Here is a 20,948-nt window from a genome sequence, read left to right on the forward strand (position 1 = left end):
GGTTGTTTCGAAGAGCCTCGCTCCCGGTTCAGAACGATTATTCCAACCCCGTTGTGTTTGCTCCTCCCGACTGTTGGCCATATTATGGCAGGAATGTGCCTTGTGAAGCGATGAAGAAGAAAAATCGAGGGATATCCGTTGATTACCAGTGGAAATCGGCGTTCACTAAATCATTATGGACACCCTCATGACCACACGCCTCGATGACAGACGAATGAATGATTTCTGGGTTTTCGGCTATGGGTCGCTGATGTGGCGGCCGGGCTTTGCGCATGTCGAAACCGTCCGTGCCCGTCTTTATGGCTACAGACGCAGCCTGTGCATCTATTCGCATGTTCATCGCGGAACACCGGACCATCCGGGCCTTGTTCTGGGACTGGACGCCGGCGGCTCATGCCTCGGCATTGCTTTTCGCGTACCCGGCGATATGACTGGCGAAGTGATAACCTATCTGCGCGAACGGGAAATGTCGAACCAGGTTTACCACGAAAAGCATCTTCGCCTACGTCTTGCCGACGGACGCGATGTCGATGCGGTTACCTATGTCGCGGACCGGCGCCACATACAATATGCCGGATCGCTTTCAGCCGAGAATGCAGCGGCAATCGTCGCATCCGCGCGCGGCGATTCCGGTGCCAATGTGGATTACGTTGCCAATACGCTCCAGCATCTGCGCAATATGCGTGTGCGCGATCACTGGCTGGAGCATGTCAACGATCTCATTCATCGTAATACTCAACGGCAATCGAACGATTCGACCGGCTGAAAATACGCTCAGTGCTTCCCAAAAAATCCACGCCTGCGCGCTCAGCCCTTGTTCTTGCCCCATGCAACCGCTACATCTCGGCCAATTGCCAAGGAGGCCTCCATGATCGCATTGTTCCGCACCATTGATTTGGCGCTCGATATCTACACCTATATCATTATTGCGAGTGCTATCTTCTCATGGCTCTATGCGTTCAATGTCGTTAATTCCGGCAACCGCTTCGTGGCCTCAATCGGTGAGTTTCTCTACAAGGTGACAGAACCCGTCTTGCGTCCGATCCGCAATATTCTGCCCAATCTTGGCGGCATTGATATTTCACCGATCATCCTGCTGTTGATCATCTTCTTCGTCCGTCAGTTCATGTGGACAACGCTGCTGCCGCTTTTCCTGTAAGCGTACACGACTGTTCACAAGCCCATAAACAAAAGCGCCCGGACATCGCCGGGCGCTTTTGTTTTAGGCTGATCGGAGAGCTATCGCTTACTTGCCCTTGGCGCGTTCGATAGCTTCGACGATGAACTTGCGTGCGTAATCTTCGTCACCCCAGTCACCGATCTTGACCCACTTGCCGGGTTCCAGATCCTTGTAGTGTTCGAAGAAGTGCGCGATCTGCTTCAGAGTGATCTCCGGCATATCGGTATAGTCGTGGATCTTCTCGTAGCGGCGCGTCAGGTGCGGTGACGGAACTGCGATGATCTTCTCGTCCTTGCCGGAATTGTCTTCCATGACCAGAACGCCAATCGGGCGAACATTGATCACGCAGCCGGGAACCAGCGGACGGGTGTTGCAGACGAGAACGTCAATCGGATCGCCATCTTCCGAAAGCGTATGCGGCACGAAGCCGTAATTGCCCGGATAGGTCATTGGCGTGTAGAGGAAGCGGTCGACGATGAGGGCGCCGGCCTTCTTGTCCATCTCGTACTTGATCGGCTGGCCGCCGACAGGCACTTCAATGATGACGTTGACGTCTTCAGGAGGATTGGAGCCGATGGAGATGGCATCAATATTCATGATGTGTCCTTTCGTGTCGGGCTCTGATAACGGGTTTCAAGGTTGCGTGCAAGAAAAACGAAAGTTCTAGAAAACGCGGCGAATTGTCGTTCTCGCAACGCAATTGAACGTGATCAGGCCGTTAACATGCTGTGAAGGTTAAGCGCCGAGCTCGTTCAGTCTTTGAACGGCAGTCGGTGGCATGGGTGGTGGATTAGGATCGCGGCTGGCGGCGACCAGAAATTCGTCGCAAGCCGCTTCGGTCGTTTCGATCAGTCGTTTGAGGAATTCTTCCTTCGGAAGGCCCGGCGGAATAGGCGGCAGAATACGGGCGCGAACGGTTCCGGGATAGCGCAGGAACTTGCGGCGCGGCCAGTAGAGACCTGCATTATGTGCAATCGGCACAACCGGCAGATTGAGCGCTTCGTAGAGGTGGACGATGCCGTATTTGTACTGTGGTGGAGCGCCCGGCGCCCGGCGCGTTCCTTCGGGATAGATGAGAATCTGTCGACCTTCCGTGATCGCCTTTTCCGCTCCCTTGGTGATGGAATGCAGTGCCTTGACGCGAGAACCGCGATCGACCGGTATCATCTGCATCTTGGCGATATACCAGCCGAAAAGCGGAATACGCATCAGTTCCCGCTTCAGGATCAGCACGGGATCATCAAGATAAGGCAGGAAAGCGTAGGTGTCCCAGGCAGACTGGTGCTTGGGTGCACAGATATAAGCGCCTTCGGGAATGTTCTCCAATCCCTCGACCACATAGTCGGTGCCCACGATATGCTTCTGGAGCCAGAGATTGACCCGTGCCCACAGCTTCGGCACGATCCAGGCCTTCTTGCGGGGCAGCAGAAAATAGAAAGGCGTATAGACGATCATCTGAACCAGTGTGCAGATATAAAACGCCGCATTGAACACGATTGAGCGCAGATAGAGAAGCATCTGTCGGCGGAGACCCTGGCTAAAGCATTCTCGCTCCCGGCTGGCGGGAAACGATCACGCGCAAATTCTGGACTTTCTTCAGAAAGTGACGGCACCGATATATCAGGAAGATCGGCCATTTCCATCAGGAAATTGTAATCCGGCAGCGAGATCAGCTCTCGGTCGTTGCGCTGTGCTCAGGCTGCGTTCCAAACAGTTCGGTCGTACCCACGCGAACGGCCGCTCCGAGATACTTCACATATTCGATGAAGAGCACACGCAATGTGTCGCCTTCCGCAACCCAGCTATGTTCGCGGCGCTCCCCATTCACCACCGGATAGGGAATGAATTCCACATCCTTCATGCGATAGGACATTTCCAGCGTGCTGCGCGGGATGTGATAGTTGTTGGTGACCAGGATCACACGGCGATAATTGTTGCTCCGGATCCAACGTTCGCTTTCGGTCGCGTTGCCGATGGTGTTGAGTGCCGACCGATCGAGATCGACGCAGCAGTCAAACAGGCTCTGGTCGGCATGCGTGGCACGTTGCAGCGCTTTTTCGTTGGTCGCCGGATGAACACCGCTGATCAAAAGACGCTTTCCGCGCTTGTCCTTGAGGAGGTCGACCGCCGCCTGAATTCTGGACTGGCCGCCAGTCAGGACGATGATCGCATCGGCAGGCTCGTCAATGACCGGAGGCTGCATCCTGGTGACCTTTTCGCCGAACGCGACGAAGCCGACGAGAAACGCCAGAAGGATAACAAACAAGACGATGGAAACAGGTTGAAAACGTCTGAACATGCGCATCATGACAGACCATAGGAAATTGCCGGACGCAAGTGCAAAGGATTGCAGGGGAACGTCGTTCCGGCTACGGCGCCAGACCACATCTCCCGTGGAAAATCCGTTCGCTGTCTGTCTCTGTGCCACTGCATCGTCACTCGACCGGTTCCCGCCCGATAGCGCTTGCGGGATTCGCGTACCATCTCTTCTTCCATCATAGCCAGCATTGCGGCGAGAAGTCGGAGACGTAGCCGAAAATCTTGTCCTGAAAGCACCTGTATCGGAGAAGGTTCTCATTCGGAACGCACTCCCGGACCGTCCATGGTAGCAAGTTGGCGGATCACCGTCAGGCGGCTGGTCAGCATGGTCAGGAAACTGACCAGAATGATGATGACCGCAGCCCCGATATAACCGTCACGCCCAATGGCGAAATTGCCGAACAGAGCCGCTGCCTGGTCGCCTTCGGGTGTCGCCATGCGGCTCGATGCCCACCAGGAAAAGATCAGGAAGACCAGCATTGCCGCCGCTCCTCCACATAGCGCACCCTTCAATGCGGTGCGAAAGAAATGCCATTCGAACTCGCGTGCTACAAATTTCGATTCCGCGCCGATGAAATGCAGCACTTCGATAATGTGCCCGTTGCCTGACATTGCGCCGCGTGTAGCAAAGATCACAGTCAAGACGGTCGCGGCAACCACAAGCGAGAGAACGCCCGTGCCAACGAACACCGTCGTATGCGCCATGGAGACAAGACGGTCGACCCATGTGCGATGATCGTCGAAGGACGCAGCCGGAATGGCGCGTGTGATTTCAGCGCGCATGGTTTCAAAATCAGGCGGTGCATTTTCATCGATCGTGACGACGACAAGACGCGGCACGGGGAGTTCATCGATATTGAGACCACTGCCGAGCCATGGTTCGAGAAGCCGCGCGGTCGCATCCTTGTCGACAATATTTGTGCTTTTCACACCGGCAAAACCGCGTGCGATCTCGCTCGCCTGAGCCAGAGCCTCTTCCATGTCCTGTCCGTCGACAGGTCGGATCTGGATAGTGGCTTCGCGGGCAATCTGGCTCTGCCAGGCGGCAGCCGAGGCACGAACGAGTGTCACACCTCCCATCGTCAGACATGCCAGAAAGGTCATGATGGCGATAACAATGACGAGTGCGGTACCCGTAACGCTGCCATCGGGAACGATGGGACTTGGTCCCTGACGTTTCCGACGCTTGCCGATACGGACGAGCACCATATCCTTGAGGTCTTCAAGACGGACCCGAATATCATCCAGCGTGCGCTGACAGGCCTTCCTTGCATCAATCATAGATGTCGAGCCGCCCATGTTCGAGGATCATGCGCCGCGCATCGACCTGATCCATCAGGGAAAGGTCGTGGGTCGCGATGATAACAGCCGTGCCCGAACGGTTCAGCTCGGTGAAAAGGCGCAGGAGGCGCTTTGCGAGCGGTGGATCGACATTGCCGGTCGGTTCGTCAGCCAGAAGCAGTTCCGGCTGATCGATCAGCGCACGCGCAATTGCGGCACGCTGCTTTTCCCCGCCCGAAAGAACCGGCGGCAGTACATTCATGCGATCGCCGAGCCCAACCCAATGCAGAAGCTCCTCCACCTCATGGCGGTAGGTTACCTCCTCCTTCCCGCGCACCCGCAGCGGAAGAGCCACATTCTCATAAGTTGTCATATGGTCAAGCAGGCGAAAATCCTGAAACACAATACCGATACGGCGGCGCAAAAGCGGAATTTCGGCATGATTGAGCCGTGCAACGTCCTTGCCGAAAATATTGATAAGACCGCGCGTCGGCTTCAGCGCCATGAAGAGAAGGCGCATAAGCGAAGTCTTTCCTGCCCCGGAAGGGCCGGTCAGAAACTGGAATGAACGCGGCGGAATATGGAAACTGACATCGCGCAGGATCTCAGGACCCATTCCATATCGCAGGCCGACATTCTCAAAACGTATCACCGGCTGTTTCTCTTAAATTGTCCGTGCGTTTGAAGACGAACGGATGACATCGATATCAGATCGACCTTTATCCTCTATGGTTAATGTTGCGTTAATTCCGCCCGAACGAGCCGTAAAAAATGCGTGACCGTTGCTGCAGCCATGAAGCATTAACCATTATGAGCCAGTGTGTGGCACCAGTCGAAGGGGCGAAAAGCGCAAAGGAAGATGACGTCATGATGGCGAAACAACCATCGACAGCGCAGATTTCGCGGATGCCTTCGCGTGGACAACCTCCTGCAGCTTGGTTTGCTTCCAATGCCGGGCCGATTGAGGATGCTGAATTCGAAACCATCGCTCCAGCCTCGTCACGCCAAAAATCGTTCTCGCTCAGCATTTCGGAAAAGCTGTTTTTCACACGAAAACTTGCGTCTGAAACACGTCTCGCCAGCGAATGGCCGGGATTCGGATATTGGGTTTTCGTCGCTCTTTGCGCGACAACCGTTTTCTGGGTAGCTGGCGGATATACGCTGCTTGCCGACAGGAGGCCCGCACTCTTCGTCGGACAGCCGGCACTGCCGCTCATTTCAGCGCTTCAGCTCACAGAGCTGAAAACCAGTGTCGGAATACGTGACAAGAGCGACGTTTTGAGTGTCGCTGGACGCATCCAGAACAACACAACCGAAGAACGCGCCGCGCCACCGCTGATCGTCACGATTATCTATAGCGACGGCAGCAAACGTGAACGTCCTCTGGCTTCAGGCGAAGCCATGCTAAAACCAGGTGGATATATCGACTTCGAAACAATGTTACCGGCTCTGCGCGGCACAATCGAAAAAGTCGATGTCCGGCTGGCCGGCCTGGCCTGATGCGTAGATTCAATAAGTTAGAGCGACCTTTGTGCGTCCAAATGAACGCACGGTGCTCTATTGCCAGCAACCCAGATTACGACCCTTGAGATTGTGCGCATCAATATCGACCACGAGACGCGGGTCTTCACGCAAAAGAACCAGCGTCGTGCGCTGCTTGAGATCGATTTTCTGCCAGCCTGTGCATTCGGTCGGCATAGGGGTGGTGTCGATCTTCACCTTCTCCGTCCATGCCGTCGCTGTGCAACCCGACAGGGCTGCAATAATCGGAAAGACTTTGACGGCCCCCAAAACAAGCCTTTGCGCTTTCGTCCCAGGATGAGTGTTCAAGGCTGACAACTCCTATCTGCCCCGCGAAATCACCTGCCAATTGCACTTGCACTGGCCAGTGTCGCCCATTCGACAGTTGCGCTTATAACGTGCCGCCGCCCCTCTCCGCAATACGGCTGAACGGGTTCGGCGCCGTTTAGGGCGCATCCTGCAAAGTGTGAAACGGTTTTCGGAATGCGCATTAAAACAAGTATCCAGAGCGCCTATTTGGTTCAATCAGATCGAAACGCGCTCTAAAGAACAGGGCGATCAGCGCTTACTATCCACCGGCGCCCAATTTGGAAGAGTTATAAAAGCAACCACGAATATAAGAAGAATAGCTTTCTCATTTACTGAAATGAATGATTAAATCCACAGAAAACGAACGCTGCGCGTCAAGTTAAACATGATTGATTGAAGAAAAATACGATTATATGCTTCTCGCTAAATGATTCGCATGCGGCAGTTTCACTACACCAACCTTGGGGATTTCCATGCTGAATAAATTGTCGGCTGAATTTTTCGGAACATTCTGGCTCGTTTTCGGGGGCTGCGGCAGCGCAATCCTTGCCGCAGCCTTCCCTGAACTGGGCATAGGCTTTCTCGGCGTCGCCCTCGCCTTCGGTCTGACGGTCCTTACCATGGCCTATGCTGTCGGCGGCATTTCCGGCGGCCATTTCAACCCCGCCGTCTCGTTGGGCCTCATGGTGGCTGGCCGTTTTCCAGCCAAAGACCTGATCCCTTACTGGGTCGCGCAGGTTCTGGGCGCCATCGCGGCCGCGGCCGTGCTCTTCCTCATCGCCTCAGGCAAGGAAGGCTTCTCGGCCGGCGGTCTCGCCTCGAACGGCTACGGCGAACTTTCGCCTGGCGGTTACAGCATGATGGCAGGCCTGCTGATCGAAGTCATCCTGACGGCCTTTTTCCTCATCATCATTCTGGGCTCCACCTCGTCACTGGCCCCAGCTGGCTTTGCCCCGATTGCCATCGGTCTTGGCCTGACCTTGATCCATCTGATTTCAATCCCGGTCACCAATACGTCGGTCAACCCGGCCCGCTCAACCGGCGTTGCACTTTTCGCCGACACGGCAGCGGTCAGCCAGCTCTGGTTATTCTGGGTAGCGCCGCTCGTCGGCGCGGCTATCGGCGCGATTATCTGGAAAGGCTTGCTCGGCAAGGATTGATCCAGAGCAATAACAATGAAAGGCCGGTTCAAACCGGCCTTTCTTGCTTTCAAGCTCCGCTTGAGTTGCCTTGAATGAACCCCACAAAACAATTCCCAAAAAATTGTTCCGATCATGGGAAGGATGCTGTAAGTAACATCTATCTTTCCCTTAGATGTTCTGAGCAATGTCCCCCTCCACCGATGCTTCTCCTGCGGATCGTTACGCAGCATTCCGGCACTCTGCCTTCAAAAAATATTGGGGCGCTCGTTTTCTGAGCGCATTTGCGGTCCAGATCGTGAGTGTGTCGGTTGGCTGGCAGATCTATGATCTGACCCGCGATGCCTTCAATCTCGGCATGGTCGGGCTGGTCCAATTTCTGCCGGCCCTGCTACTAGTTCTGGTGACCGGTGCTGCCGCCGACCGCTTCGGCAGGCGCCTCATTATGGGCCTGTCACTTATCCTGGAAAGTGTTGTGACGGCATTGTTGCTCGGGCTGACTGTTGCCGGTCTGTTCGAGCCTCTGACTGTCTTTGCAGCGCTGACGATTTTCGGTGTGGCGCGGGCATTTCTCGGACCTTCCTCAGCATCGCTGGTCGTCAATCTCGTACCGGCTGAAGATTTCGCCAACGCCGTTTCCTGGAATTCTTCCGCATGGCAGGTTGCGACCATCGTCGGTCCGGTCGCAGGTGGCTTGCTTTATGGAATTTCGCCCGTTGCGGCTTATTCCGTCGCGACGATATTCCTGTTGTTAGGCTCCTTCCTGATCTTTTCCATTCCAAAGCCCAAGCAGCACACGCTTGCCGAGCAGCGCTCGTTGACGAGCATGCTGGCCGGGTTCCGCTATATATGGAAGGAAAAGATCGTCCTTGGCGCGATTTCGCTCGACCTCTTCGCCGTTCTTCTTGGCGGGACGGTAGCTCTATTGCCGATTTATGCACGCGACATCCTCGATCTCGGCCCCTGGGGGCTTGGCTTGCTGCGCTCCGCTCCCGGTATCGGTGCGGTTCTAACCGCCGTCTGGCTGGCCGGGCATCCGATCCGCGACCATGCAGGCCGCGTGATGTTCGTCTTTGTCGGTCTATTCGGTCTGTTCAATATTATCTTCGGCGTCTCGACGCTGACATGGCTGTCAGTCGTTGCCCTTGCGTTTGCAGGTGCGGCTGACATGATCAGCGTCTATATCCGTGAAACGCTGATGCAGCTCTGGACGCCCGATCACGTGCGTGGCCGCGTCAATGCCGTCAACATGGTCTTTGTCGGCGCATCAAATGAGCTCGGCGAATTTCGCGCCGGTCTGATGGCGGCTGCCATCGGTGCGGTCCCTGCTGTCGTCATCGGCGGATTGGGATCGATTGCCGTCGCTGTCGTCTGGGCAGCGATGTTCCCCCAATTGCGCAAGGCCCGCCACCTGCAGGGACGGACCTGACCCATCATATCCGGAATGGTCAGGAAGCAGGTGTGCTGCGGCTAGCCTTGTCCATGCGATCCTGAATAATGTTGCGGTCATCCTCCCGGATGCCGATAAGTTCGGCAACCCGCCACATCACGTCGGCTTCGACTTCGCTCACCTTGCCATCGGCATAGACCATTTCCCACATCAGGGCGACCAGGTCGAGACGGGCCTGATAATCGAGCTGCCGCTTCAAAACCAAGGTAAAGTCCGACAGGTCAATTGCTTCCTGATCGGCTTTTTCCGCCGCACGGATGAGCCGTCTCAGACTATCGCCCTTCAGGCCATATTTCTGCGACAGCATCGAAGAAAGTTTCTTGCGCTCGCTTTCACGCGTTTCGCCGTCGGCATCCATGATGTGATAGAGCAAAGCGGCAGCAGCCAGTCTCGGATCGTCATTGGAAAATTTTTCGCTCCGGTCACGAAAACCGTTTGCGGGAAGTTCTTTTAAAAAATCCAGGAGACGATCGAACATTCACCCTCGCTGCCACATTCACTATTTGCCAACCGGAATGGCGATTCCGGCATCATTTGTTAGCAATATTGAAGGTAACGGGCTTAAGACGCCAGGCAAGGCGATAAACGGTCTTGCACAGCCGTTTATCGCCCAAGAGATACGCTGCGTTGTTTTTCGGCAACGATTCCACGGAAGCCGGATCAGAAAAGCCTCAATCCGCTCTGGGCCTTTTGCGGAGGCTGACTTTCATCGACGCCCGGATCGTCCACCACGATATGAGCGTGGTGTGGGTCATCCCCCGCATTATCGTCAGCCAAAGGCGGTTTCATTCCTTCGACCTTTCTTGCCGGAGGAGCTGACGACACTTGGACGGGCTCGGCTGCAGGCACAACTTCTGCTTCCTCCACATCTCGGACAGGTGGTTTGCTCTTCACACTATCGAATACATCCGCGACGTCAGCCTTGTCTTTCGGCTCCGCCAGAACAAGCGGATTGACCGGCTTTGCTTCCACCGGTCCCTTGATTTCAGGCTTTTCCGCTTCAATTGCCGGAACGAGTTCCACCACGGGAACCTTCCACTCGAAGCTATTCAGTCGCCCTGTGACCGGCGATACCGGCGACCATTGTTCGGAAACATAGCCGTCGGCAGTCCAGGCAGGGTCGCGCGGCGCTTTGACCGCGCGTGCCAGCCATTCACGAACCTTGCCCTGATCGCCAGTTTCAGCCTCTTCAATATCGGCGAGCAGCAGATAGGCACTCTCGCGTGGCGAAGCGCGCAGAACCTGCTCGGCACTATCACGAGCAAGACGATAATCGCCCGCTTCATAGGCAGCCCGCGCCAGAGCAAGACTGCCTTCGGCATTGTTGGAGCGCAGCGATACCAGATGCTTAGCGCGCTTCAGGCGATCTTGTGCCGTATCCCCAGAGCGGGCGTAGACATAGGTCGAAGCTATATCGGGCTGTGGCAACCGTTTCCAGGCCGCCTCAAGAATTTTCGAACCTTTCCGCACATCGCCATCAGCGAAAAGCGCGCGCGCAGCAACCACGGCAGCAGGCACCAGATCAGGCGCGAGCTTGTTTGCTTCAAGCGCCAGTGCCTTTGCCTGTGCATGATCGACATCGACCACCGCCATCGCCTTGGCGGTCAACAATGCGGCGCGTTCCTTCTTCACCACGTCCTTGCTATGGGCAAGCGCCTGCTTGCGCGCATCGACGAGCTTCAGTGCCGCATCCCAATCACCCTCGGCACAAAGCTGCCCCATCATGGCCGACGAGGCCCATTCAAGCTGCGGCGCTTGCTGGGCAGCTTCTGCAGCATAGTGGCGGGCGGCATCGCGGGCGCCAACACGCTGGGCCTCGATATAAAGCCCACGCAAACCGAGCAGCCTAGTCTCGGGATCATCCACCATCGCCTCGAAGCCCTTGCGGGCATCTTCCGTGCGTCCTTCCAGCATGGCGGTTTGCGCTTCCAGAAGCTTTATCAGCGGTTCCTGGTCGGAGCTGAGCAACTTGCCCGCCTGTTTAGTCATGCGGCGCGCTGCTTCCGCATCGCCCGCACCGGCTGCAATCAATCCGGTCGAAAGCGACTGATAGCCACGATCGCGCTTGCGGGCACGAAAATGCCTGCGCAGCGTATAGGGCGACTGGATGATGCTCTTGACCAGCCACCACAGGATGAGAATGGCTGCGACAATGGCAACGATTCCCGCAACGGCGGTTATCAGCGGCACATTATAGTGGTTGCCCGCGAAGGTGACATCAAGTTCGCCCGGACGGTCCGCGAGCCATGCAAAGCCGAAACCAAGCACAGTGACGATGACGAGATAGAACAGGACACGTAGCATCGGCCCGCCTCCTATTGACCTGAAGAGGCCGGAGCCTCGCCGGTTTCACCCGCTGAAACCTTGGCTTTCAGGCTGTCGGCGACGAGACGCTGTACAAGCGCATCTGCATCACGTCGCGCCCGAACCTGATCGGCGAATTCCTGTGAGGTGGCCTTTGCATCAGCAGGCAACTGTTCCCATTCGCTGAGCGCGCGCTCCAGATCGCCTGCCTGAAGAGCGGCTTCCATGCGGGCAGTGATCGGTCCGACACCAGTGCCGCCGACATTGCCCGCAACCGGGCGCACGCTGACCAATCCCTTGGCGCTGGCGACAAGCTGATCCCAAATTCCGGCATCGGCAGGCAGCTTGTTCTCCGTCGCGACGATCCGGTTTGCAACGGCACCGAACCAGGCATTCAGGTCGGCAACGGTCGGAACGCCCTTCTCGGCGAGGGCACGCAGCTGTTCGATGGACGCCTCGTCGGGCACAACCGACACATAAGTGTCCAGTTCCGCCTTGAAAGAACCGCCGCGATCGATCGCCGTTTTCAATGCATTTGCCGCTATAAGCGCCGTCGCATCGGGCTGGCGCGAAGCCTGACTGACCTTTTCCTGCAAGGAGGTCAGTTTCGATTCCAGCGATGAAATCGTGCCGCTATTTCCCGAAACGCCGACCGTTGCCTCATCGGCCCGGCTCTGCGCCGCTGAAAGCTTGCTCTCCAGCGCGTCAAGCCGCTCGATCAGAGCAGAATTATCCGCTGCCACTTCCTGTCCCGCCTCTTTCGGCAAGGCGGCAAATTGCTGCTGAAGATCGGCGAAGGAACCTGCGACAGCCTCTGACTTGATCTCGGCGGCCTGTACGTTCTTTTCCAGAGCTGCAAGCTGCGCGCGACTGGCATCGTCAAGCGGCGCAGGCGTTGGATTGCTTCGCAGATCGGCGATCTGCTGCTCCATATGCGCCAGCTGTTCCGCCGTCACTCTAGCGCCCGGAGAGGGAATAACATTGCCCCATTGCAGCGCCAGCAAACCGCCAAGCCCGATAATACCACCGGCAATCCCGGCCAGAAGATGTGACGCGGTCGCACCGTTCTTTTGCATAGGCTGCTGGGTTTCAGGTTTCACGCCCGACGTAAAAGGCGGCCTGGCATATGTCGAACTTTCCGGCGTTTCGGTTTTTGCAGTCTCTTCGGCAGTCGCTGCTTCCGGTTTTGGCGGTACGGCCTTCGGGGTTTCCGGCTTTGGGTTCTCAGGGTTTGAAAAGCTTCCTACCGGCTCCGCGTCTGGCGTCGCCTTCGCCGGTTCGTCAACCCGTTTTACATCTGATGGATCGAGATTGATCGTCAAAGGATTACGGGCCGGTTTGGAATGTCGCGGAGTGCCGGGTTTCGCCATGGATCCTCTCGTAAACGCCGATTGGTTGCCTGAAAGTCTAACAGATAAAATCGCCAGATGAAGGAAGGTTGCGCCGAAATGAGTCAAAGTTTGGCAAACAGCCGGAAAAGTCCTTCTTCATCCGGATGGTCTGCAACAAGAGCTTTTGCCCGCCAGAATGACGGCAATCGCTCGGCCACGCGGGCTGAAATGCACAAAAACCGTGTTTTCTCATCAAAAGGCGGCTCGACCTCACGCACTGCTTCGATGAAGTTCGTCGCAGCGACGCCGGAATAAAGCATGACCGCGACAAAAGGCGCGCCGTGAAGCACGTCCAGAAGTGTTGATGTCGTGTAAGAAATTGTCTCCGTGTCATAGACATCGACGACATGCATATCGAGTTTTCCGGCCCGCATCTCGTCTTCGAACACCGGCTGGCGCACCCGTCCGGCGAGATAGAGAACGCGGGATTGTTCGGGAAGATCGCTCCGCATCGTTGCAGCAAGACGAACCGCATCGCCGCCGCCGTCGATCACATGGCTGAACCCGGCCTTCCGCGCTGCTTGCGCGGTTCCCTGCCCCACGGCAAAGAGCGGCAGGCCACGAAACGGCTTCAGCCGTTCCATGTTGATATGCTGAAAGGCATTGGCGCTCGTCACGGTCAAGGCCGCAAACGGGCCCTCGGGCACAGCAAAGGAAAGCGCAACAGTCCGGCTCAGCGGAAGCAGAACCGGCTCATAGCCCTTCGACACCAGTTTTGCGACAGTCTGCGAGCCAGCCGGTTGTGGCCGCGTCACCAGAACGCGGCCAAGGGGCGCGATGTGTACTGGCCCCGCCAAATCTACTCCCAGCCCTCGAAGAATTGGGGACCTGCTTTTGCGCGCAGATGCTCTGCTGCTTCCGTGCCGAGGGCGGCGGCATTCGATGCCTGACCTTCAACCTTAATCTCGTGCGCCTCTGACCCGTCTGGTTTCAAAATCATGCCGTGGAACGAAATCGCATCGCCGTCCACGGTTGCAAGACCGGCAATCGGCGTGCGGCAGGAACCATCAAGGGCAGCCAGAAATGCCCGTTCGCAGGCAAGGGCTATGCCTGTTTCGCGATGCGCAAGAGGGGCAAGCAGCGCATCGATGCGTGTATCGCCGATACGGGTTTCTATGCCGATGGCACCCTGTCCGGGCGCAGGCGGGAAGCTTTCCAGATCGGCCAGATCAGTAATGACATCGCCAAGGCCCAGACGCCGCAATCCCGCACAGGCGAGAAACGTCCCATCAACTTCTCCGGCTTCCAGCTTGCGCAGGCGGGTATCGACATTGCCACGGAAAATCACCACTTGAATGTCGGGGCGAAGGCGACGGATCAAAGCCTGACGACGCAGCGACGACGATCCGACTGTCGCGCCCTGCGGCAGATCGAGAAGGCGGGAAGCCGTGCGACCGATAAAGGCATCGCGGGGATCTTCGCGCTCAAGGAAAACGGACAGATGAAGACCATCAGGCAGAACCGTCGGCATATCCTTGGTCGAATGGACCGCAAGATCGATTCGCCCGTCCGTCAGCGCCTGCTCGATTTCTTCGGTAAAAAGTCCCTTGCCACCGATCTCGGAAAGCGCGCGATCCTGAATGCGGTCGCCCGCCGTCGACATGGGAATGATTTCGATGGCTTCTTCCGGCAGACCATGCGCCTCCATCAGCCGGCGACGCGTCTCGTAAGCCTGGGCGAGAGCAAGCTTGCTGCCCCGCGTGCCTATCTTCAACGTGCCATTCTTCAAGGATGCTGTTTGCATATTGCGCCGTCCATGGTACCGGATTTTTCAATGAATTATGAGACAGGCAGGGTCTAACCGCAAATGCGCATTCTTGGAATAGAAACAAGTTGCGACGAAACAGCCGCCGCAATCGTCGAACGTGACGGTCGGGGTGAAGGACGGATTCTGTCCAATGTGGTTCTGAGCCAGATCGCCGAGCATGAACCTTATGGCGGCGTGGTGCCGGAGATTGCCGCACGCGCCCATGTCGAAGCGCTGGACCGGCTGGTTGCACGCGCGCTGGATGATGCCGACATGAAGCTTGCCGATGTCGATGCGGTGGCCGCAACGGCGGGACCGGGATTGATCGGTGGGCTGATCGTCGGACTGATGACCGCCAAGGCGCTGGCCATGGCTGCACAAAAGCCGTTTTATGCCATCAACCATCTCGAAGGCCATGCATTGACGGCGCGTCTGACTGACGGCCTGCCATTTCCCTATCTTCTGCTGCTCGTTTCCGGCGGTCATACGCAGATGGTGCTGATACGCGGCATCGGTGATTACGAACGCCTCGGCACCACAATCGACGATGCGCTTGGTGAAGCCTTCGACAAGACGGCAAAGCTTCTGGGCCTGCCCTATCCAGGAGGCCCGGCAGTCGAACGCATGGCGCTTCAAGGCGATCCGAAGCGATTCGCCCTGCCTCGACCGCTGAAAGGCGAAGCACGGCTCGATTTCTCCTTTTCGGGCCTCAAGACGGCGGTGCGTCAGACGGCAACCGAATTGGTGCCGTTGTCGGATCAGGACGTGGCCGATATTTGCGCCTCTTTTCAAGCTGCGGTTGCCGACACGCTGTCCGACCGCGTGGGCCGTTCGCTCGAACGTTTCAAAAGCGAATTTCCCGACTGTGAAACACCGGCGCTTGTCGTTGCCGGCGGCGTTGCAGCCAACAAGACCTTGCGCGCCGCACTCGAAACTCTTTGTGCCCGGCACGGTTTCAACTTCATCGCTCCGCCGCTCGATCTGTGCACCGACAATGCCGCAATGATCGCCTGGGCCGGTGCAGAACGGGCAGCAACCGAAGCTCCCGATTCGTTCGACCTTGCGCCGCGCTCGCGCTGGCCGCTGGACGAGAAGTCGGCTCCGCTGATCGGAACCGGACGACGTGGAGCCAAGGCATGAATGGAAAGACTAGCAAGATTGCCATTCTGGGCGGTGGCGCCTGGGGCACGGCCCTTGCAGCCATGGCATGCAGCAGCGGCCATGATACATGGCTTTATGCCCGCGACGAGGTGATGGTCGAAGCCATCAACCGGACCCACCACAATCCGCGCTATCTGGGCGAGATCGAACTTCCCGGCGCTATAAATGCAAGCACGGACGCGGCCGCTGTCGTCGAGCGTGCGGATGCCGTTCTGGCCGTCATTCCCGCACAGGCCATGCGCGCCGGACTTTCGGAATTGAGCGGCCTTATTCCCCTAAGCGCGCCCGTCGTCCTCTGCGCGAAGGGGATAGAACGCGGTACCGGACGGCTGATGTCAGAAGTCGTGGCCGAAGTTCTGCCGAACCACCGGATCGCAGCGCTATCCGGTCCAAGCTTTGCAACGGATGTCGCCCGAGGACTTCCCACCGCCGTGACGGTTGCCTGCGAGAATGCTGCAACCGCCGATCAACTCGCTGCACTTTTGTCCGGCCCGGCGTTCCGCTGCTATTCGACAACCGATCTAAAAGGGGTCGAAATCGGCGGTGCCTTGAAAAATGTTCTTGCCATTGCCGCCGGGGCTGCGGTTGGGCGCGGGTTCGGCGCCAGCGCACAGGCTGCACTCGTCACGCGCGGGTTCGCCGAGCTACGCCGCATCGGTCAGGCCATGGGTGCGAGACCCGAAACCATCATGGGCCTTTCCGGCCTCGGTGATCTGATGCTGACCTGTTCATCGTCGCAGTCGCGCAATTATTCCTACGGACTGGCGCTCGGACGTGGCGAGGATCTGACCAATCGCCCGCTCGCCGAAGGCGTGGCTACCGCGCCGATCGCTGCCGAATTATGCCGCAAACATGCTATCTCTGCCCCCATCATCGATGCGACGGGCGCGCTGCTTGACGGTACCATCACCATTGACGAAGCCGTGACGGCTCTGCTCAACCGACCACTCAAGACCGAGGACTAAACAATGCTTTTTGCTCTTCTGTGCAACGACAAGCCGGACCACCTGCAAGTGCGCCTTGATACGCGCCCTGCGCATCTCGACTATCTCAAGGGTCTTGGTGACGGGCTGAAGTTCGCAGGCCCCTTCCTCGGTGAAGACGGCAAGCCGAACGGCAGTCTGGTCGTTGTCGAAGCCGCCGACAAGGCCGCAGCAGAAAAGATCGCCGCTAATGATCCTTATGCACTGGCAGGCCTGTTCGAGGGCGTGACCGTGCGTCCGTGGAACTGGGCGATCAACAATCCAGCCAACGCTTGAGGCTCGTGACTGATGGCTTACTGGCTGTTCAAATCCGAACCGTTCAAATGGTCATGGGAAATGCAGAAAGCCCGTGGCGAAAAAGGCGAGCAGTGGGACGGTGTGCGCAATTATCAGGCCCGCAACAACATGCGTGCCATGAAACTGGGCGACAAAGGCTTCTTCTATCATTCCAATGAAGGCTTGGAAGTCGTCGGCATAGTCGAGGTCTGCGCCCTTTCGCATCCGGACAGTACCACGGACGATCCGCGCTGGGACTGCGTGGATATCAGGGCTGTCCGCGACATGCCGAAGCCGGTAACGCTGAAAGACGTGAAGGCCAATCCGAAGCTGGAGAAGATGGCGCTCGTCACCTCGATGCGGCTTTCGGTGCAGCCGGTCATGGAAGACGAATGGATCGAAGTCTGCCGCATGGGCGGAATGGACCCAAAGACTTCTTTGTTATGAGCATGTCTTTATCCCCAAACCGGTTTCCACTTTGGGGAGACATGCTCTGATGCTCGATCCGGCACATAACAGCGCGCGCGATTTCATTCTGGCCAATACCAGTCTGCAAGCGCCGCCGCATGTGCCGGAAATTCTTTTGCATCTGGCCGATGAAGCACACGACCTCTGGCACAAGACGGAGGAAGAGCTTGCCACAATCGGCCTGCCACCGCCTTTCTGGGCTTTCGCCTGGGCTGGCGGTCAGGGTGTGGCGCGCTTTATTCTGGATCATCCCGAAACGGTGAAAGACAAGATGGTACTCGATTTCGCATCGGGTTCCGGCCTTGTCGCCATTGCCGCCATGCAAGCGGGCGCATCAAACGTTCTGGCTTCGGACATCGATCCCTTCGCGCTTCCGGCCATCGAGATGAATGCATCGGCCAACGGCGTGTCGGTCGTTCCTTCTCTGGAGGATCTCATCGGGCAGGACGGTGGCTGGGACGTGGTTTTGGCAGGTGACGTCTTTTACGAAAAGCCGCTTGCGGAGCGGCTTATTCCCTGGTTTTCAAAACTTGCCGAACGCGGCGCCCATATCGTCGTCGGTGATCCGGGTCGCGCCTATCTGCCCAAGGACCGGCTGCAGCAGCTCGCCGTCTATACCGTGCCCGTCACCCGCGCCCTTGAGGACGCGGAAGTGAAACGTACGACCGTCTGGGCCTTTGGAGCATTTCCAGCAAAGGTGCGAAGCGGTTTTGCGTAGGATAATGCGTACAAGCAAAGAAATAGAGCGTTTCCAACGCCTCTGTCTAAACCGGAACCGCGCAGGTTAAGCGAACTTCTTTGCACCCGCCACACAGACGACGACGACCGCTGCCGTTGCGACCATTCCCATGCTGACAGGTTCTCCCGCGATACCGGCAGCGAGCATAAGTCCAAAGAACGGCTGGAGCAGCTGCAACTGACCGACAGTGGCGGCGCCGCCCTGCGCAAGACCGCGATACCAGAAGAAAAAGCCGATCAGCATCGAAAACAGCGAGACATAGCCGAGACTTATCCAGGCCGGTGTGCCGATGCCTGCCCATGTCTCGGGACGTGTCATGACACTCAACGGCAGCATAACCGGCAGCGAGAACACCAGCGCCCAGCAAATAACTTGCCAGCCGCCGAGCCTGCGCGAGAGCTGCGCGCCCTCCGCATAACCCAGACCGCATACGATAACGGCAGCGAGCATCAACACATCGCCCACAAGCGTGGACTGGCTTCCCTGCCCATAGGCATAGGAAGCGACAATGAGGCTTCCAACCACTGAAAACAGCCAGAACATAGGGCGCGGACGCTCTCCGCCACGCATGACAGCAAAGATTGCCGTGGCGAGCGGAAGCAGTCCGATAAAGACAATCGCATGAGCTGACGTCATATGCTGGAGCGCAAGCCCCGTCAGAAGCGGAAAACCGACGACCACGCCAAGTGCTACCACAATCAATGAAATTGCATCATTGCGGCGTGGAAAAGGTTCCCGGAATGCCAGCAGAAGCGCCAGTCCCAGCACACCGGCAATCGATGCGCGCGCCATTGTCAGGAAGGTTGGATCGATATCGATCACCGCCAGCCGCGTTGCCGGCAGCGACCCGGAAAAAATCAACACGCCCAAAAACCCGTTAATCCATCCCGCAGTCTTATTCTCAACATTCTTGCGCATCGTGTCTTTTCGGCTTTCTCTAAAATCGTATATGGGTTTTGGAGACAATGCCGCGAAACCGCCCGAATAATCAGGGACAGTTTTCGGACAATTCTGACAAACTGTACTGGTACAAAGGATAGTACAGATGATTTCGACGGGCCTGCTGCGCAGCCTTGAAGCTGTAGAAGCCGCTTACGCAGGCGGAGAGATCGAGCACGGTGAAGAAAACGCCGCTGACAAGATACCGCTCGTCGAAAAAGTGATGGGCATTATTCGTGGACGCATTTCCGCGATGAGCCTCGCACCGGGCGCACGGCTACCGTCCATCCGTCGCCTTGCCGAAACGATGAACGTCTCGAAATCCACCGTCGTCGAAGCCTATGACAGGCTGGTGGCGGAAGGCATCATCCAGTCGCGCCGTGGCGCGGGCTTCTATGTTTCTGAGCGCGCACGCCAGCCGTTTTCGCTCGCCACCAACACACCGCACAAGGAACGCCAGATTGATCCTTTCTGGGTCATGCGACAGTCACTTGAGGCAGACGACGCCACGCTCAAACCCGGATGCGGCTGGCTGCCCGACGCGTGGCTTCCGCAGGACGCGATCCGGCGCGCAATGCGCACGGTCGCCCGCGACGAGACAAGCAATCTAGCCACCTATGGCGAACCGCTCGGTTTCCGCCCCTTGCGCCGGCATCTTGCTCACCGGCTCGGCGAGCAGGGAATTGACGTCTCCAGCGGAGAGATACTTCTGGCCGATTCAGGCACGCAGGCCATCGATCTGATTTGCCGCTACCTTCTGCAGCCGGGCGATACCGTACTGGTTGACGACCCATGCTACTTCAACTTTCAGGCAGTGCTCCTCACGCACCGTGTCAGGCTCGTCGGCGTGCCCTACACCCATACCGGGCCGGACCTCGAAGCCTTTGCGAGAGCTGCGAGCGAACACGCACCAAAACTTTATATATCCAATGCCGGATTGCACAACCCGACCGGCGGCTCGATGACACCGGCCACTGCGCACCGACTGCTGAAGCTTGCCGAAGCGCATGGCGTCACACTCGTCGAGGACAATATCTTCGGCGACTTCCATCCCTCGCCCGCTCCGCTTCTTGCCGAGCTCGACGGATTTGATCGCGTCCTGCATATTGGCAGTTTCTCCAAGACGCTATCCGCTGCTGCTCGCGTCGGCTATATCGCCGGACGTCGCGACTGGATCGACGGGCTGACCGACCTGAAGCTCGCCACCAGCTTCGGCGGCAATGCCTTGTCGCCACAGATCGTGCACGCGCTTCTGACCGACGGCACCTATCGCCGTCATATCGACAGTCTGCGCGCCAAACTGGCCGATGCCATGACACTGACCGCCAACCGTCTGAAAGCGGAGGGCCTCACTCTTTGGACCGAGCCGCAAGGCGGCATGTTCCTTTGGGCGGAATTGCCCGATGGGCTGGACTCCGGCCAGATTGCCCGGCATGCTCTGGAAAAAGGTGTGCTGCTGGCGCCTGGCGACGTCTTCAGCCCGTCACGGACGGCAAGCGGTTTTCTCCGCTTCAACGTTGCGCAATCGCTGGAACCTTACATTTTTGCAGTGCTGCGCGATGCAATGAGAGAAGCCCGCACCAAAATAGACGGCTGAAAAACTCCCTCAACATTAGCGTTCCTGCATCGAAAACAATTTCAATCAAAACAGACACAGTCATCCGGGCGGCTGCGGTTATACTCCTGCGACATGTCTTTGGAGGAGACATCGCGCATTTCGTCGTCAGTACCGTGTCGAAAG

At 57.5% G+C, this 20,948-nt stretch carries 23 protein-coding genes; 11 read left to right on the forward strand and 12 right to left on the reverse strand.

The annotated features are described in order from the left end of the window. The first annotated feature begins 187 nt into the window (after positions 1-187). Both CQZ93_RS12515 and CQZ93_RS12520 read left to right on the forward strand, forming a co-directional pair. Positions 188-766, forward strand: a complete 579-nt coding sequence (locus CQZ93_RS12515; RefSeq protein WP_105543301.1) for a gamma-glutamylcyclotransferase — start codon at positions 188-190, stop codon at positions 764-766. A gap of 102 nt (positions 767-868) precedes the next feature. Continuing rightward, the gene (locus tag CQZ93_RS12520; protein WP_105542832.1) at positions 869-1,159 is read left to right on the forward strand and encodes a YggT family protein; all 291 of its coding nucleotides are present in this window, start codon (positions 869-871) and stop codon (positions 1,157-1,159) included. 87 nt (positions 1,160-1,246) lie between these two features. Here CQZ93_RS12520 and ppa read toward each other — a convergent pair whose 3' ends face one another. The 5 genes from ppa to ftsE all read right to left on the reverse strand — a co-directional run bounded on the left by ppa (position 1,247) and on the right by ftsE (position 5,396). Then, positions 1,247-1,777 carry an inorganic diphosphatase gene (gene ppa, locus CQZ93_RS12525; protein WP_010657539.1) on the reverse strand — a complete coding sequence of 177 codons (531 nt, stop codon included), beginning with the start codon at positions 1,775-1,777 and terminating at the stop codon, positions 1,247-1,249. Between the two features lie 138 nt (positions 1,778-1,915). Then, entirely contained in the window at positions 1,916-2,698 is a 783-nt protein-coding gene (locus tag CQZ93_RS12530; RefSeq protein ID WP_105542833.1) for a lysophospholipid acyltransferase family protein, read from the reverse strand. Between the two features lie 151 nt (positions 2,699-2,849). After that, entirely contained in the window at positions 2,850-3,758 is a 909-nt protein-coding gene (locus CQZ93_RS12535) for a YdcF family protein (RefSeq protein ID WP_105542834.1), read from the reverse strand. Further along, complete coding sequence (locus CQZ93_RS12540; RefSeq protein ID WP_422616086.1) at positions 3,755-4,780, reverse strand: cell division protein FtsX; 1,026 nt, start codon at positions 4,778-4,780, stop codon at positions 3,755-3,757. Before CQZ93_RS12540 ends, CQZ93_RS12535 begins: the two co-directional genes overlap by 4 nt. After that, the gene (ftsE, locus tag CQZ93_RS12545) at positions 4,773-5,396 is read right to left on the reverse strand and encodes a cell division ATP-binding protein FtsE (RefSeq protein ID WP_286153487.1); all 624 of its coding nucleotides are present in this window, start codon (positions 5,394-5,396) and stop codon (positions 4,773-4,775) included. Before ftsE ends, CQZ93_RS12540 begins: the two co-directional genes overlap by 8 nt. 251 nt (positions 5,397-5,647) lie before the next feature. Between ftsE and CQZ93_RS12550 the strand changes: the two genes are divergently transcribed. Beyond that, positions 5,648-6,280 carry a hypothetical protein gene (locus tag CQZ93_RS12550; RefSeq protein ID WP_286153224.1) on the forward strand — a complete coding sequence of 211 codons (633 nt, stop codon included), beginning with the start codon at positions 5,648-5,650 and terminating at the stop codon, positions 6,278-6,280. 57 nt (positions 6,281-6,337) lie between these two features. On the opposite strand, the gene CQZ93_RS12555 is transcribed toward CQZ93_RS12550, so the two are convergent. Beyond that, positions 6,338-6,610: a hypothetical protein gene (locus tag CQZ93_RS12555; protein WP_105542838.1), complete on the reverse strand. Its 273-nt coding sequence runs from the start codon at positions 6,608-6,610 to the stop codon at positions 6,338-6,340. Between the two features lie 473 nt (positions 6,611-7,083). Here CQZ93_RS12555 and aqpZ point away from each other — a divergent pair, with 473 nt between their 5' ends. Together aqpZ and CQZ93_RS12565 are read left to right on the forward strand one after the other, a co-directional pair. Continuing rightward, positions 7,084-7,770, forward strand: coding sequence for an aquaporin Z (gene aqpZ, locus CQZ93_RS12560; protein ID WP_105542839.1), 687 nt, complete (start codon positions 7,084-7,086; stop codon positions 7,768-7,770). 166 nt (positions 7,771-7,936) lie between these two features. Beyond that, complete coding sequence (locus tag CQZ93_RS12565) at positions 7,937-9,178, forward strand: MFS transporter (protein WP_105542840.1); 1,242 nt, start codon at positions 7,937-7,939, stop codon at positions 9,176-9,178. 19 nt (positions 9,179-9,197) lie between these two features. Here CQZ93_RS12565 and CQZ93_RS12570 read toward each other — a convergent pair whose 3' ends face one another. From CQZ93_RS12570 to hemC, 5 genes are all read right to left on the reverse strand, one after another. After that, the gene (locus tag CQZ93_RS12570) at positions 9,198-9,677 is read right to left on the reverse strand and encodes a tellurite resistance TerB family protein (protein ID WP_105542841.1); all 480 of its coding nucleotides are present in this window, start codon (positions 9,675-9,677) and stop codon (positions 9,198-9,200) included. Between the two features lie 182 nt (positions 9,678-9,859). Next, positions 9,860-11,503 carry a heme biosynthesis protein HemY gene (locus CQZ93_RS12575; protein ID WP_105542842.1) on the reverse strand — a complete coding sequence of 548 codons (1,644 nt, stop codon included), beginning with the start codon at positions 11,501-11,503 and terminating at the stop codon, positions 9,860-9,862. A gap of 11 nt (positions 11,504-11,514) precedes the next feature. Further along, positions 11,515-12,873: a COG4223 family protein gene (locus CQZ93_RS12580; protein ID WP_105542843.1), complete on the reverse strand. Its 1,359-nt coding sequence runs from the start codon at positions 12,871-12,873 to the stop codon at positions 11,515-11,517. Positions 12,874-12,956: 83 nt separating this feature from the next. Next, positions 12,957-13,691 carry a uroporphyrinogen-III synthase gene (locus CQZ93_RS12585; RefSeq protein WP_105542844.1) on the reverse strand — a complete coding sequence of 245 codons (735 nt, stop codon included), beginning with the start codon at positions 13,689-13,691 and terminating at the stop codon, positions 12,957-12,959. Positions 13,692-13,693: 2 nt separating this feature from the next. Beyond that, complete coding sequence (gene hemC, locus CQZ93_RS12590; protein WP_105542845.1) at positions 13,694-14,638, reverse strand: hydroxymethylbilane synthase; 945 nt, start codon at positions 14,636-14,638, stop codon at positions 13,694-13,696. Positions 14,639-14,701: 63 nt separating this feature from the next. Here hemC and tsaD point away from each other — a divergent pair, with 63 nt between their 5' ends. The 5 genes from tsaD to CQZ93_RS12615 are packed head-to-tail and all read left to right on the forward strand — an operon-like array spanning position 14,702 to position 18,247. Beyond that, positions 14,702-15,781, forward strand: a complete 1,080-nt coding sequence (gene tsaD, locus CQZ93_RS12595) for a tRNA (adenosine(37)-N6)-threonylcarbamoyltransferase complex transferase subunit TsaD (protein ID WP_105542846.1) — start codon at positions 14,702-14,704, stop codon at positions 15,779-15,781. Further along, a complete protein-coding gene (locus CQZ93_RS12600) occupies positions 15,778-16,767 on the forward strand; it encodes an NAD(P)H-dependent glycerol-3-phosphate dehydrogenase (protein WP_105542847.1) in 990 nt (329 codons plus the stop codon). The genes tsaD and CQZ93_RS12600 overlap by 4 nt, the downstream gene beginning before the upstream one ends. Before the next feature lie 3 nt (positions 16,768-16,770). Then, entirely contained in the window at positions 16,771-17,061 is a 291-nt protein-coding gene (locus CQZ93_RS12605) for a YciI-like protein (RefSeq protein ID WP_105542848.1), read from the forward strand. A gap of 12 nt (positions 17,062-17,073) precedes the next feature. Next, on the forward strand, positions 17,074-17,508 hold the full coding sequence (locus tag CQZ93_RS12610) for an EVE domain-containing protein (RefSeq protein ID WP_181153348.1): 435 nt from the start codon (positions 17,074-17,076) through the stop codon (positions 17,506-17,508). 49 nt (positions 17,509-17,557) lie between these two features. Further along, positions 17,558-18,247: a class I SAM-dependent methyltransferase gene (locus tag CQZ93_RS12615; protein ID WP_105542850.1), complete on the forward strand. Its 690-nt coding sequence runs from the start codon at positions 17,558-17,560 to the stop codon at positions 18,245-18,247. 66 nt (positions 18,248-18,313) lie between these two features. On the opposite strand, the gene CQZ93_RS12625 is transcribed toward CQZ93_RS12615, so the two are convergent. Beyond that, a complete protein-coding gene (locus CQZ93_RS12625; protein ID WP_105542851.1) occupies positions 18,314-19,186 on the reverse strand; it encodes a DMT family transporter in 873 nt (290 codons plus the stop codon). 127 nt (positions 19,187-19,313) lie between these two features. On the opposite strand from CQZ93_RS12625, the gene CQZ93_RS12630 reads away from it, so the two are divergent. Next, the gene (locus CQZ93_RS12630) at positions 19,314-20,804 is read left to right on the forward strand and encodes an aminotransferase-like domain-containing protein (RefSeq protein WP_105542852.1); all 1,491 of its coding nucleotides are present in this window, start codon (positions 19,314-19,316) and stop codon (positions 20,802-20,804) included. Positions 20,805-20,948: the final 144 nt, after the last annotated feature.

Source organism: Ochrobactrum vermis (genome assembly GCF_002975205.1).
Classification (GTDB): Bacteria; Pseudomonadota; Alphaproteobacteria; order Rhizobiales; family Rhizobiaceae; genus Brucella; species Brucella vermis.

Coding starts and splice junctions, on each gene's coding strand:
- CQZ93_RS12515 (WP_105543301.1), top strand. CDS start 188: ATGACCACACGCCTCGATGACAGACGAATGAATGATTTCTGGGTTTTC.
- CQZ93_RS12520 (WP_105542832.1), top strand. CDS start 869: ATGATCGCATTGTTCCGCACCATTGATTTGGCGCTCGATATCTACACC.
- ppa (WP_010657539.1), bottom strand. CDS start 1,777: ATGAATATTGATGCCATCTCCATCGGCTCCAATCCTCCTGAAGACGTC.
- CQZ93_RS12530 (WP_105542833.1), bottom strand. CDS start 2,698: ATGCTTCTCTATCTGCGCTCAATCGTGTTCAATGCGGCGTTTTATATC.
- CQZ93_RS12535 (WP_105542834.1), bottom strand. CDS start 3,758: ATGAGAACCTTCTCCGATACAGGTGCTTTCAGGACAAGATTTTCGGCT.
- CQZ93_RS12540 (WP_422616086.1), bottom strand. CDS start 4,780: ATGATTGATGCAAGGAAGGCCTGTCAGCGCACGCTGGATGATATTCGG.
- ftsE (WP_286153487.1), bottom strand. CDS start 5,396: ATGGGTCCTGAGATCCTGCGCGATGTCAGTTTCCATATTCCGCCGCGT.
- CQZ93_RS12550 (WP_286153224.1), top strand. CDS start 5,648: ATGATGGCGAAACAACCATCGACAGCGCAGATTTCGCGGATGCCTTCG.
- aqpZ (WP_105542839.1), top strand. CDS start 7,084: ATGCTGAATAAATTGTCGGCTGAATTTTTCGGAACATTCTGGCTCGTT.
- CQZ93_RS12565 (WP_105542840.1), top strand. CDS start 7,937: ATGTCCCCCTCCACCGATGCTTCTCCTGCGGATCGTTACGCAGCATTC.
- CQZ93_RS12570 (WP_105542841.1), bottom strand. CDS start 9,677: ATGTTCGATCGTCTCCTGGATTTTTTAAAAGAACTTCCCGCAAACGGT.
- CQZ93_RS12575 (WP_105542842.1), bottom strand. CDS start 11,503: ATGCTACGTGTCCTGTTCTATCTCGTCATCGTCACTGTGCTTGGTTTC.
- CQZ93_RS12580 (WP_105542843.1), bottom strand. CDS start 12,873: ATGGCGAAACCCGGCACTCCGCGACATTCCAAACCGGCCCGTAATCCT.
- hemC (WP_105542845.1), bottom strand. CDS start 14,638: ATGCAAACAGCATCCTTGAAGAATGGCACGTTGAAGATAGGCACGCGG.
- tsaD (WP_105542846.1), top strand. CDS start 14,702: ATGCGCATTCTTGGAATAGAAACAAGTTGCGACGAAACAGCCGCCGCA.
- CQZ93_RS12600 (WP_105542847.1), top strand. CDS start 15,778: ATGAATGGAAAGACTAGCAAGATTGCCATTCTGGGCGGTGGCGCCTGG.
- CQZ93_RS12605 (WP_105542848.1), top strand. CDS start 16,771: ATGCTTTTTGCTCTTCTGTGCAACGACAAGCCGGACCACCTGCAAGTG.
- CQZ93_RS12610 (WP_181153348.1), top strand. CDS start 17,074: ATGGCTTACTGGCTGTTCAAATCCGAACCGTTCAAATGGTCATGGGAA.
- CQZ93_RS12615 (WP_105542850.1), top strand. CDS start 17,558: ATGCTCGATCCGGCACATAACAGCGCGCGCGATTTCATTCTGGCCAAT.
- CQZ93_RS12625 (WP_105542851.1), bottom strand. CDS start 19,186: ATGCGCAAGAATGTTGAGAATAAGACTGCGGGATGGATTAACGGGTTT.
- CQZ93_RS12630 (WP_105542852.1), top strand. CDS start 19,314: ATGATTTCGACGGGCCTGCTGCGCAGCCTTGAAGCTGTAGAAGCCGCT.